We start from the raw sequence: 11,452 nt of genomic DNA on the forward strand, positions 1-11,452 counted from the left end.
TACAGAGAGCGCGGCTGCACAGGCGCATCGGCGGCCGTTCCGTGGTGGGGATTCACGAAGGACCCCTGTGTTCCCCACCACTCGCACGCTCGCGGGCGGGCCCAGGCACGGGGGCCGTCACTGCCAGAGCGAACGCTCGCCGCCGAGCCGGGAGAGGGCCAGGGCGACCTGCAGCGTCCAGCTCCCGCGCGGGTCGGTCGCCCAGTAGCCGGTCAGCTCGGCGGCCCGCTTGAGGCGGTAGCGCACGGTGTTCGGGTGCACGAACAGGGCCCGGGCGCTGGCCTCCAGGTTGCCGCCGCCGGCCAGCACCGCCCCCACGGTCTCCAGCACCTCGCCACCCGCGGCGTGCAGGGGCACCGCGACGCGCTCCTCCAGGGCCGCCCGTGCCAGCGGGTCGCCGTCCAGTGCCCGCTCGGGCAGCAGCGCGTCGGCCGCCACGGGGCGCGGCGCCTGCGGCCAGGCCGGCGCGGCCCGCAGCCCGGCCAGGGCCGCGGCCGCCGACTCCGGGGCCCGGGCCAGCCCCTCCACGACCGGCCCGACCACCACCGGTCCCGGCCCGAACTCCTCGGCGATCCGGCGGGCCACCGCGGTCAGGTCCTCGGCGCCGCCCAGGACGACGACCAGTTGCTCGGCGTGCACGCCCACGAGCACCTCGCTGCGCGTCGAGCGGGCCGCGCGGCGGGCTCCGGCGTGCGCGTCCCGGTCCGCGGGAGCCGCGCCGACCAGGACGGTCACCGGCGTGGTCACCGACCAGCCGAGCGCGGCGGCGCGGCCGGGCAGCTCCTCGGAACGTTCCCCGCGGACCAGCGCGTCGACGACGAGCGCCTCCAGCCGGGCGTCCCAGGCGCCGCGGTCCTCGGCGAAGGTCGCGTACACGTGGGCGGTGGCGAAGGCGACCTCCCGGCTGAACCGCAGGACGGCCGTCCGCAACGCGTCGGCGTCACCGGCCTCCGCCACGTCGGGCACGTGGTCGTCGAGCACCTCGACGGTCAGCTTGACCAGGTCCACGGTCTGCTTGAGCGGTACCGCCCGGACCAGCTCGCGGGGCGCGGCGCCGAAGACCTCGCCGGTGAGCCGCGGCGGCCGGTCGGGGTCGCGGCACCACTCGACCAGCGAGGCGATGCCCGCCTGCGCCACGAGCATGACCCAGGAGCGCTGGTCGGCCGGCATGGTGCGGAACCACGGGAGCTGCTCGTCCATCCGCGCGACCGCCTGCGTCGCGATGGCGCCCGAGGCGCGCTCCAGCCGGTGCAGGGTGCCGGCCGAGGGCCACGTCGTCCCGGGAGGCGTCCCGGGGGCCGGCCCGGGAGGCGTGCCGGCGGGCGCTCCGGGTGGCGCTGCGCCGCGGTCGTCCACGCCGGTCAGCGTGTCACGCGCGCGGGGGTCGGGGAGAGTGGGCCCGTGCAGGTGACCGCCCCCGACGTCCCGTCGCGGACCCGGCGCCGCGGGCTCGTCGCCGTCCTCGTCGGCCTCGCCGTGCTGGTCGCGCTCGGCGCCGGCGTGCTCGCCGACCTCGATCCGCAGGTCCGGCTCGACGCGGCCGTCGGCTCCGCCCTCTACGCCGGCGACGGGCGCCCGGCCGCGCTCGACGCGCTGCTCGAGACGGCGTCCGCTCCCGGCACGGCCTGGTTCCGCGCGCTGGTCCTGCTGCCGGTGGCGGTGTGGCTGGCGCGGCGGCGCCGGTGGCGCGCGCTGGCCTGGGTCGCCGTCGCGGCCCTGCTGGTGAGCCCGCTGACGACCGCGCTCAAGGAGCTCGTCGGCCGCGCGCGCCCGGCGTTCGAGGACGGCGGCCTGGAGCACGGCGGTCTCAGCTACCCGAGCGGGCACTCGTCGGGCATCGCCACGCTGGTCACGGTCGGGCTCGTGCTCGCCTGGCCGCGGCTGCGGGCGCGCGGACGGCGGGCGGCCGTCGCCGGTGGGGTCGCGCTCGTCGTGCTGGTCGGGCTGACCCGGGTGTGGCTGGGCGTGCACTTCCCGTCCGACGTCGTCGGCGGCTGGTCGCTGGGGGTGGCCTGGTCGCTGGGGGTGGCCCTGCTGCTCGGTGGGCTGCCCGGTGGGCCGGGGGCGCTCCCGGCCCGGGAGGAGGAGGTCCGGTGAACCCGCTCGAGTCACGGGTGCTGGTGGAGAACTCCGACGGCTCGCTGGGGCCGCTGCTGCGGGTGGCCGACGACCGGCTCGCGCCCGGGGCCGGCTACGGCACCCACGAGCACCGCGCTCTGGACGTGGTCGCCGTCGTCCTGGCCGGCTCGCTGCGGCACCGGTGGGCCGGGGGTGCGGAGCTGGCGGCGGGTGACGTCGCCGTCCTGCGGGCCGGCACCGGGCTGGCGCACGACGAGGTCGCCGGGGACGGCGGCGCGCGCGTGCTGCAGTGCCACCTGCGCACGGCCGACCCGTCCGCCCCGCCGTCGCACGAGGTGGTGCGCTCGGCCGCGGGCTGGGTGGAGCTCGGCCGGCCCGACGCGCGGCTGTGGCTGGGTCCCGGTCCGGCCCCGGAGGGCCTGCGGCTGGTCGTGGGGACCGAACCGGCGACCGTCGGTGGGGCCGGCGGCCCGGCGGTGGTCTGGCAGCTGGACAGCGGCCGCCCCGCATGGGCCGACGCGGCCTGGGAGAGTTGACCGGCATGTCCACTCCCGCCGAGCTGCTCGCCGCCGCCGAGGCCGATGCCGACCGCACGATCGACCTGCGCCGCCGCCTGCACCGCCAGCCCGAGATCGGCCTGCACCTGCCCCGCACGCAGGCCACCGTCCTGGAGGCGCTGGGCGAGCTGCCGGTCGAGCTGACCACCGGACGGACCACCACGTCCGTCGTCGGCGTCCTGCGCGGCGCCCGGCCCGGCCCCACCTACCTGCTGCGCGGGGACATGGACGCCCTGCCGGTGCAGGAGGACACCGGCCTGCCCTTCGCCTCCGAGGTACCCGGCGTGATGCACGCCTGCGGGCACGACACGCACGTCGCGATGCTGGTCGGCGCCGCCCGGCTGCTGGCCGAGCGCCGGGACCTCCTCGCCGGGCAGGTCGTGTTCATGGTGCAGCCGGGGGAGGAGGGCTTCCACGGCGCGCGGTACATGCTCGAGGAGGGCCTGCTCGACGTCGTCCCCGGGGCTCCGGTGTCCGGCGCGTTCGCGCTGCACTCGTCGTCGACGCTGGCCGGCGGCACCGTCCACGTGCGGCCCGGACCGATGATGGCCGCGGCCGACCAGTGGCGGCTCACGCTGCACGGCCGCGGGGGGCACGCCTCCGAGCCGGCCCGCACCCGCGATCCGGTCCCGGTGGCCGCCGAGATCGTGCTGGCCCTGCAGTCGATGGTCACCCGGCGGGTGCCGGTCACCGATCCCGCCGTCGTCACGGTCGCGCACATCGCCGCCGGATCGACCAACAACGTCATCCCCGACAGCGCGTTCCTGGAGGGGACGATCCGCACGCTGTCGGCCGGCCGCCGCGCCGACGTCGTCGACTCCGTGCGGCGGGTCGCCGAGCTCGTGGCCGCCGCGCACGACATGCCGGCCGAGTTCGTGCACGAGCCCGGCTACCCGGTGACCGCCAACGACGCGGGCGTCGCCGCCCAGGTGGCCGCCGCGGCGGCCGAGCTGCTCGGGCCGGAGAACGCGCCGCCGATGGCCGAGCCGATGATGGGGGCCGAGGACTTCGCCTACGTGCTGGAGCGGGTGCCCGGCGCGATGGCGTGGATCGGCGCCCGCCCGGCCGGCGTGGACGCCGACGAGGCGCCGCCGAACCACTCGAACCTGGCGGTGTTCGACGAGGCGCCGCTGCCGGCCGGCGCCGCCCTCCACGCGCTCATGGCCCTCCGGGCGCTGGCACCCTAGCGGAGTGCGGGAGTGCAGGTTTCCTGCACTCCCGCACTCCGCTCAGGTCGCGGGGCTGGGGTCGCTGCGCTCCTCGGCGGGAGCGGCCTGCACGTCGCGCACCTGGTACTTCTCGACCGCCTGGCGGACGACGTCGCCGTCGACCTCGCCGCGGCGGGCCAGCGTCGCCAGGGTGCGGACGACGATCGACTCGGCGTCGACGTGGAAGTGCCGGCGCAGCGCCGGGCGGGTGTCCGACAGCCCGAAGCCGTCGGTGCCCAGCGTCGACATCCCGCCGGGGACGTAGGGGGCGATGAGGTCGGGGACCGCCTTCATCCAGTCCGACACCGCCACGACCGGGCCGGGGGCGTCGGCCAGCCGCTGGGTGACGTAGGGCGTCCGGACCTCCTCGCCGGGGTGCAGCAGGTTCCACTCCTCGCACTCGTCGGCCTGCCGGCGCAGCTCGGTCCACGAGGTCACCGACCACACGTCGGCCGACACGCCCCAGTCCTCGCGCAGCAGCTCCTGCGCCCGCAGCGCCCACGGCACCGCGACGCCGGAGGCGAGCACCTGCGCCTGCACGCCGTCTCCGGTCCCCGGGGCGTAGCGGTACATGCCGGCGAGCAGGCCCTGGACGTCGAGGTCCTCGGGCTCGGCCGGCTGCTGGAACGGCTCGTTGTAGACGGTCAGGTAGTACATGACGTCCGGCGAGCGGTGCCCGCCCAGCGGTGCGCCCTGGTCCTGGCCGTACATCCGCACCAGCGCGTCGCGGGTGATGTGCGCGACCTCGTAGGAGAACGCCGGGTCGTAGGCGACCACGGCGGGGTTGGTGTGCGCGAGCAGGATCGAGTGGCCGTCCTCGTGCTGCAGGCCCTCGCCGTTGAGCGTCGTCCGCCCGGCCGTGGCGCCCAGGACGAAGCCCCGCGACATCTGGTCGGCCGCGGCCCAGAAGCCGTCACCGGTCCGCTGGAACCCGAACATCGAGTAGAAGATGTAGATCGGGATCATCGGCTCGCCGTGCGTGGAGTACGACGTCCCGACGGCGGTGAACGACGCGGTGGAGCCCGCCTCGTTGATGCCCTCGTGCAGGATCTGCCCCTGCTCGGACTCCTTGTAGGCCAGCATCAGCTCGCGGTCGACCGAGGTGTAGCGCTGGCCGGCCGGGTTGTAGATCTTCTGGGTCGGGAAGAGGGAGTCCATCCCGAAGGTGCGCGCCTCGTCCGGGATGATCGGCACGAACCGCGGGCCGAGCTCGGCGTCCTTGAGCAGCTCCTTGAGCAGCCGGACGAACGCCATCGTGGTGGCGACCTCCTGCTTGCCCGAGCCGCGGCGCAGGACGTCGAGGGCCTTGTCCTCGGGCGCCTTGAGGGTCTTGAACTCCGCCCGCCGCCGCGGCACCGCCCCGCCCAGGGCCCGCCGCCGCTCGAGCATGTACTGCATCTCGTCGGAGTCCGCCGCCGGCCGGTAGTAGGGCGGCAGCGTCTTGTCCAGCGCCTCGTCGGGGATGTCGAGGTAGAGCCGGTCGCGGAAGGCCGCGAGGTCCTCGGCGGTCAGCTTCTTCATCTGGTGGGTGGAGTTGCGGCCCTCGAAGTGGCTGCCCAGCGTCCAGCCCTTGATCGTCTTCGCGAGGATGACCGTGGGCTGGCCCCGGTGCTCCACCGCGGCCTTGAACGCCGCGTAGACCTTGCGGTAGTCGTGCCCGCCGCGGGAGAGGTCCCAGACCTGCTTGTCGCTCATGCTCTCCACGAGCTTGCGGGTGCGCGGGTCCTTGCCGAAGAAGTGCTCGCGGACGAACGCGCCGTCCTCGGCCTTGTAGGTCTGGTAGTCCCCGTCCGGCGTCTGGTTCATGATGTTGACCAGTGCGCCGTCGCGGTCGGCGGCCAGCAGCGGGTCCCACTCGCGGCCCCAGATCACCTTGATCACGTTCCAGCCCGCGCCGCGGAAGAACGACTCCAGCTCCTGGATGACCTTGCCGTTGCCGCGCACCGGGCCGTCGAGCCGCTGCAGGTTGCAGTTGACGACGAAGGTCAGGTTGTCCAGCTCCTCGCGGGCGGCCAGGCCGATCGCGCCGAGCGACTCCGGCTCGTCCATCTCGCCGTCGCCGAGGAACGCCCAGACGTGCTGGTCGGAGGTGTCCTTGATGCCGCGGGAGTGCAGGTAGCGGTTGAACCGCGCCTGGTAGATCGCGTTCAGCGGGCCCAGGCCCATCGAGACGGTGGGGAACTCCCAGAAGTCGGGCATCAGCCGCGGGTGCGGGTAGGAGGACAGGCCGCCGCCGGGGTGGCTGACCTCCTGGCGGAAGCCGTCCAGCTGCTGCTCGGAGAGCCGGCCCTCGAGGAACGCGCGGGCGTAGATGCCGGGGGAGGCGTGCCCCTGGAACCAGATCTGGTCGCCGCCGCCGGGGTGGTCCTTGCCGCGGAAGAAGTGGTTGAAGCCGACCTCGTACAGCGAGGCGGAGGAGGCGTAGGAGGAGATGTGCCCGCCCACGCCGATGCCGGGCCGCTGCGCGCGGTGCACCATGATCGCGGCGTTCCAGCGGATGTAGGCGCGGATCCGACGCTCCACGTGCTCGTCACCGGGGAACCACGGCTCGCGCTCGGGCGGGATCGTGTTGATGTAGTCGGTGCTGCGCAGCCCCGGGACGCCGACCTGCTGCTGCCGGCTGCGCTCGAGCATCCGGAGCATCAGGTAGCGGGCCCGGCCGCGCCCGGCGTGGTCGACGACGGCGTCGAGGGACTCCAGCCACTCCTGGGTCTCGTCGGGGTCGGTGTCGACCAGCTGGCTGGGGAGCCCGTCGGTGATGACCGCGCGGGCGTGTCCTGCATCGCGGGCGGGGTCGCCGCCCGACTGCTGCGGTGCGCTCATGACCCCATCCTCCCGCCGCGCGGCCGTCGCCGTCACGCACGCGCCCATCTGACGGGATCCCGCCGTGTCGCCGGGTTCCCCGTCGCCCGTCGCGCGCGTGCCCGGCGCGGGGCCCCGCGGGTGACCTTGCGGTTGCCGGGGCATGCCCTACGCTTCCGCCCACGTGGCCCGAACGCCGGGCCCGGCGGACCGAGGGAAAACGGGGGTGACATGACCAGGCTGCGGGTGCCCCTCCCGCCGGTCGTGTCCGTCCCACGCAGCCCGGCCGCCGCCCCCGCCGCCGGGCGACCCGCCTCGGGCGGCCGGAGGGCCGTCTGCACACCCATGGAGGACAAGCAGGGATGAGCGTCGACTCGGGCAGCGCCGGCATGGCGGCCCGGCTGGGCATCAAGCCGGGCATGGTCGTGCAGGAGCTCGGCTGGGACGAGGACTCCGACGAGGACCTGCGCGACTCCATCGTCGAGGTCTCCGGCAGCGAGATGGTCGACGAGGACACCGACGAGGTCGCCGACGTCGTCGTCCTGTGGTGGCGGGAGGACGACGGCGACCTGTTCGACGCGCTCACCGACGCGCTCACCTCGCTGGCCGACGACGGCGTCGTCTGGCTGCTGGTCCCCAAGTCGGGCCGGCCCGGGCACGTCGAGCCCGGCGACGTCACCGAGGTGGCGCCCACCGCGGGTCTGCAGCAGACCAGCAGCATCTCCGCCGCCAAGGAGTGGTCGGGCATCCGCCTGGTCACGCCGAAGGCCGCCCGCTCCCGCCGCTGAGGACCCCCCTCGCCCCACCCCTCGCAGGCTCGCGGCGGGCCTCTGCGAGGGGGCCGTTCCAGCACGTCACGGGCGTGCGGCACGATCAGGGTCATGAGCCTCTCCGCCGGTGACCGCGCGCCCGAGTTCAGCCTCCCCGACCAGGACAAGCAGGTGGTCTCCCTCGCCGAGCTGCGGGGGAAGCCGGTGCTGGTCGTCTTCTACCCATTCGCCTTCTCCGGCATCTGCACCGGTGAGCTGTGCCAGCTGCGCGACGAGCTCGCCACCTACACCGACGCCGGCGTGCAGGTGGTGGCCATCAGCACCGACCCGGTCTTCAGCCTCAAGGCCTTCAAGGAGCAGCAGGGGCTGCCCTTCCCGCTGCTGTCGGACTTCTGGCCGCACGGCACCACCGCGCAGGCCTACGGCGTCTTCAACGAGAAGGCCGGCATGGCCGTGCGCGGCACGTTCCTGGTCGACGCCGAGGGGATCGTCCGCTTCGCCGAGGTGAACCAGCCCGGCGACGCGCGGCAGCAGACCGGCTGGAAGGACGCGGTCGCGCAGCTCTGAGCCGCAGCTGAGGGCCCCCCTGCAGCGGCCCGCCGCGCGCGTGCGAGCGGCAGGGGGGTCCTTAAGCTGGTCGCGCGGGGCGCGTAGCTCAGCGGGAGAGCTCTCGCCTTACAAGCGAGCGGTCGCCGGTTCGATCCCGGCCGCGCCCACCCCGGACCCCGCCGCACCCCGGTGCCGGCGCCGGCGCCGGCGCAGGTTCCGACGTCGACGGATGAGGTGTGCGGTGGAGCTGGTCGCCGGGGTGGTCGCCGCGCTGGGCGTGCAGCCCCTGGGGGAGGACCGCTTCGGCGTCACCGGCGCCTCGCCGCTGGCCAGGGAGACGCTGTTCGGCGGCGCGCTGCTGGCGCAGGCGCTGCTGTCGGCGGACGCGACGGTCCCCGACGACTACGCGGTGCACCACCTGCACGGCGAGTTCCCCCAGCGCGGTCGCGCCGGGGAGCCGATCGTGTTCGCCGTCGACCGGGTCAAGGACGACCGCTCGCTGAGCAGCCGCCGCGTCGTCGGCCGCCAGGGCGCGCGGGTCGTGGTGACCCTGGAGGCATCCTTCCAGCGGGCCCGCGAGGCGGGGGCGCAGTTCCACGTCCCCGCGCCGGCCCGCTTCCCGGCCGACGCCGTCGCGGCCGGCGAGCTCGCGGTGCACGGCGACGGCGGCTTCGGCATCGAGTTCGTCGACGCGACCGGCAGCGCCAACGGCACGCTGTCCACCGAGGTCGAGGCCTGGTACCGGGCGGCGCAGCCGCTCCCGGCGCAGCCGGTGTGGCACGCCGCCGTGCTCACCCTGGTCTCCGACATGGCCGTGCCGGCGGTTGCCGTGACGGCGGCCGGGCTGCTCGCCGGCGGGCCCGAGGACGAGGGCGGGCCGGGCACCGTGGCCACGACGAGCGTCAACCACACCATGTGGTTCCACCGGCCGCTGCGCGCCGACGAGTGGTTCGTCCTCACCTCGCAGCCGCTGTCGACCGCGCACGGCCGCGGCGTCGCCCTCGGCTCGGCCCACGACGGGGCGGGCCGGCACGTCGCGTCGATCGTGCAGGAGATCTACCTCAAGTGAGGGTGCGGGCCGCCGCTCAGCAGGAGGACTGCCGGTAGGTGTAGGTGACCGGCTGGCCCCAGGCGACCACCGCGCCGGGACCGACGCTCTGCGCGGCGATGGTGTCCACCGGGGAGCCGACCGTGCACAGGAAGCCCGGCGCCGAGATCTCGGCGACGTCGGGGTTGCCGTTCTCGCCGCAGCCCCGTCCGCAGCCGAAGGTGTTGACGTAGTTCGGCATGGTCGTGTGCGTGTCGCGCACCGTCCACGTGACGGTGCGCGACGTCGACAGGCCGCCGGCGTCCGTCGCCGTCACCGTGACGGGGAACGAGCGGGCCTGGATGGCGCTGCGGCTCGTCGTCCCCGCGGCGGCCGAGGCGCTGACGGTCCCGGTGATCCGGCCGTTGGCGTGCGCCAGCCCGGCCGGCAGCCCGGTCACCGAGATCGTCACCGCGCCGCCGTCGGGGTCGGATCCGCCGAAGGTGACCGCGGGGGCCTGCAGCTCGTTGCTCGTGACGTCGGAGGCGCTGACCACCGGCGGGCGGTTGGGAGCGGGCGCCGGGGCGGTGGAGCCCCCCTGGCCGGCGGGGGGAGCCGGTGCCTGCGGCGCGGGACCACCGCCGGGCTCGGGCAGCGGGACCGCGACGGTGCCCCCGCCGGTGGCGCCGCCCCCGGCGCCTCCGGTCGAGGCGCCACCACCCGTGCCACCGCCCGTGCCACCGCCCGCGCCACCAGCCGCGGCGCCGCCGCCGGTGCCCCCGGTGCCCCCGGTGCCGACCGGGCCGCTGCCGGGCAGGACGGTCGTCGGGCCGTCGGCCTGAGGGGGCGGGTCGGTGCCGGAGTCCGTGGGCGGGGCCTCCGCTGGAGCGGCGCCCTCCTCCTCGGCGAGCGCCAGGCGCTTGAGGTCGGCGGCCTCCCGGGTGGCCGCGGTGGCCTCGGCGACCTGGTCGCGGACCTGCTCCAGGTGGCGTCGCGACGGCTCGACGTCCTCGGGCAGGGGCACCGACCAGCTCAGCGGCTGGGTGCCGTCGGGCGCCAGGTCGAACACCCAGCACGCCAGGAGCTGGTCGGCGAGCTCCGAGTGCGGCGCGACCGAGAACTCGACGTCGTCCAGGCTCGGCGCGAGGGCATCGGGGACCGGCTCGATCCAGCTCACGCGCACGCCCGCGTCGGAGGTGTTCACCAGCCGCACGCTGCTGACCACCCGCGACAGGTCCTCGGAGTAGCCGTACTCCCGGTGCACCTGCAGCCCCTGCGCGGTGTCGACGACCGACTCGGCCAGGCGCAGGTCGGGCTGCTCGGCGGCGTCGTCGCGCCAGGGGGCGGCCACGCCCACGGCGGCGCCGGCCAGGCCGAGCACCCCGAGCACGGCGACGAGGACCGGTGCGAGCCGGCCGCGGCGGCGGGGGCGCCCCTCGGTCGCCGCCGGCAGCGGCTCGCGGCGGCGGGCGACGTGCACGGTGTCCAGCCGGGGCGTGGGCCGCTCGCCCGGCGGCCGCTCGAACAGCGGGCCGATGGTGGCGACGTCCTCCACGGGGACCGGCGGGACGGCGGCGCCGAGCGCGCCGGCGACCCCCTGCAGGGCCGCGCCGAACGCCGCGGCGGTGGCCGGCCGGTCGGCGGGGTCCTTGGCCAGGGCGGCGGTGACGACGTCGGACAGGGCGCCCGGGACGCCGAACTCGCGCAGGTCCGGCGGCGCGGCGGTGGCGATCCGCGCGATCAGCGGCGCCAGGCTCTCCTCGTCGGGCCGGTCGAACGGGGCCTGACCGGTCAGCGCGAAGAACAGGACGCTGGCCAGCGAGTAGACGTCCGAGCGCGGGGACGCCGGGGCGCCGCCGATGATCTCCGGCGCGGCATGGCTCAGCGTGGCGCTGACCGAGCCCGAGCGCGTCTCGAACGCCGTCCGCATCCGGGCGATGCCGAAGTCGACGAGCTTGGGGGCGCCGAAGGTGGAGAACAGCACGTTCTCCGGCTTCACGTCCCGGTGCACGATCCCGCTGCGGTGCGCGGTCTCCAGCGCGCCGGCGAGGGCGGCGCCCCAGGCGACGACGTCGCGGGGCTCGGCCGGCCCGTCGGCGGCGACCCGTTGGCCGAGGGACCCGCCGGGCAGGTACTCCATGACCAGGTAGAGCTCGCCGTCGGTGGTCTGCCCGGCGTCGTGGATCGACACGATGTTCGGGTGGCCGGACAGCGCGCCCAGCGACCGGCACTCCCGCGCGAACCGCGCCAGGACCTCGTCGCTCAGCCCGGCGTCGCGGATGACCTTGAGCGCGACGTCGCGGTCGAACCGCTCGTCGCGCGCCCGGTAGACGACCCCGAAACCGCCGCGGCCGATCTCGACCGGCTCACCCAGGCCGGCAACCCCTGGTGGCATGCCCGTGCCCCACCTCGTCGTCGGACCCCCCGTGGCCACCCGGCGCCGGGCACGAGCCCTGGTCG

General features: G+C 75.7%; 9 protein-coding genes and 1 tRNA gene. 7 read left to right on the top strand and 3 right to left on the bottom strand.

The window, feature by feature from the left end; genetic code table 11:
• Nucleotides 1-117: 117 nt before the first annotated feature.
• Entirely contained in the window at nt 118-1,356 is a 1,239-nt protein-coding gene (locus ACK586_RS10380; protein WP_409330402.1) for a PucR family transcriptional regulator, read from the bottom strand.
• A gap of 45 nt (nt 1,357-1,401) precedes the next feature.
• Between ACK586_RS10380 and ACK586_RS10385 the strand changes: the two genes are divergently transcribed.
• Genes ACK586_RS10385 through ACK586_RS10395 form a run of 3 tightly spaced genes read left to right on the top strand, consistent with a single transcriptional unit; the run spans nt 1,402 to nt 3,823 of the window.
• Complete coding sequence (locus tag ACK586_RS10385; RefSeq protein WP_409330403.1) at nt 1,402-2,097, top strand: phosphatase PAP2 family protein; 696 nt, start codon at nt 1,402-1,404, stop codon at nt 2,095-2,097.
• Nucleotides 2,094-2,615, top strand: a complete 522-nt coding sequence (locus ACK586_RS10390) for a pirin family protein (RefSeq protein WP_409330404.1) — start codon at nt 2,094-2,096, stop codon at nt 2,613-2,615. Before ACK586_RS10385 ends, ACK586_RS10390 begins: the two co-directional genes overlap by 4 nt.
• 5 nt (nt 2,616-2,620) lie before the next feature.
• Entirely contained in the window at nt 2,621-3,823 is a 1,203-nt protein-coding gene (locus ACK586_RS10395) for a M20 metallopeptidase family protein (RefSeq protein ID WP_409330405.1), read from the top strand.
• A 42-nt stretch (nt 3,824-3,865) separates the two neighbouring features.
• On the opposite strand, the gene aceE is transcribed toward ACK586_RS10395, so the two are convergent.
• The gene (gene aceE, locus ACK586_RS10400) at nt 3,866-6,667 is read right to left on the bottom strand and encodes a pyruvate dehydrogenase (acetyl-transferring), homodimeric type (RefSeq protein ID WP_409330406.1); all 2,802 of its coding nucleotides are present in this window, start codon (nt 6,665-6,667) and stop codon (nt 3,866-3,868) included.
• 341 nt (nt 6,668-7,008) lie between these two features.
• On the opposite strand from aceE, the gene ACK586_RS10405 reads away from it, so the two are divergent.
• From ACK586_RS10405 to ACK586_RS10420, 4 genes are all read left to right on the top strand, one after another.
• The gene (locus ACK586_RS10405; RefSeq protein WP_409330407.1) at nt 7,009-7,434 is read left to right on the top strand and encodes a DUF3052 domain-containing protein; all 426 of its coding nucleotides are present in this window, start codon (nt 7,009-7,011) and stop codon (nt 7,432-7,434) included.
• Between the two features lie 93 nt (nt 7,435-7,527).
• The gene (locus ACK586_RS10410; protein ID WP_409330408.1) at nt 7,528-7,983 is read left to right on the top strand and encodes a peroxiredoxin; all 456 of its coding nucleotides are present in this window, start codon (nt 7,528-7,530) and stop codon (nt 7,981-7,983) included.
• A gap of 77 nt (nt 7,984-8,060) precedes the next feature.
• Nucleotides 8,061-8,132, top strand: a tRNA-Val gene (locus ACK586_RS10415).
• A 74-nt stretch (nt 8,133-8,206) separates the two neighbouring features.
• The gene (locus tag ACK586_RS10420) at nt 8,207-9,034 is read left to right on the top strand and encodes an acyl-CoA thioesterase (RefSeq protein ID WP_409330409.1); all 828 of its coding nucleotides are present in this window, start codon (nt 8,207-8,209) and stop codon (nt 9,032-9,034) included.
• A gap of 16 nt (nt 9,035-9,050) precedes the next feature.
• Here the strand turns inward: ACK586_RS10420 and ACK586_RS10425 are convergent, their stop codons facing one another.
• On the bottom strand, nt 9,051-11,387 hold the full coding sequence (locus ACK586_RS10425; protein ID WP_409330410.1) for a protein kinase domain-containing protein: 2,337 nt from the start codon (nt 11,385-11,387) through the stop codon (nt 9,051-9,053).
• Between the last annotated feature and the right edge of the window lie 65 nt (nt 11,388-11,452).

It is taken from the genome of Trujillonella humicola (genome assembly GCF_046233715.1).
GTDB lineage: Bacteria > Actinomycetota > Actinomycetes > Mycobacteriales > Geodermatophilaceae > Trujillonella > Trujillonella humicola.

Coding starts and splice junctions, on each gene's coding strand:
- ACK586_RS10395 (WP_409330405.1), top strand. CDS start 2,621: ATGTCCACTCCCGCCGAGCTGCTCGCCGCCGCCGAGGCCGATGCCGAC.
- aceE (WP_409330406.1), bottom strand. CDS start 6,667: ATGAGCGCACCGCAGCAGTCGGGCGGCGACCCCGCCCGCGATGCAGGA.
- ACK586_RS10405 (WP_409330407.1), top strand. CDS start 7,009: ATGAGCGTCGACTCGGGCAGCGCCGGCATGGCGGCCCGGCTGGGCATC.
- ACK586_RS10410 (WP_409330408.1), top strand. CDS start 7,528: ATGAGCCTCTCCGCCGGTGACCGCGCGCCCGAGTTCAGCCTCCCCGAC.
- ACK586_RS10425 (WP_409330410.1), bottom strand. CDS start 11,387: ATGCCACCAGGGGTTGCCGGCCTGGGTGAGCCGGTCGAGATCGGCCGC.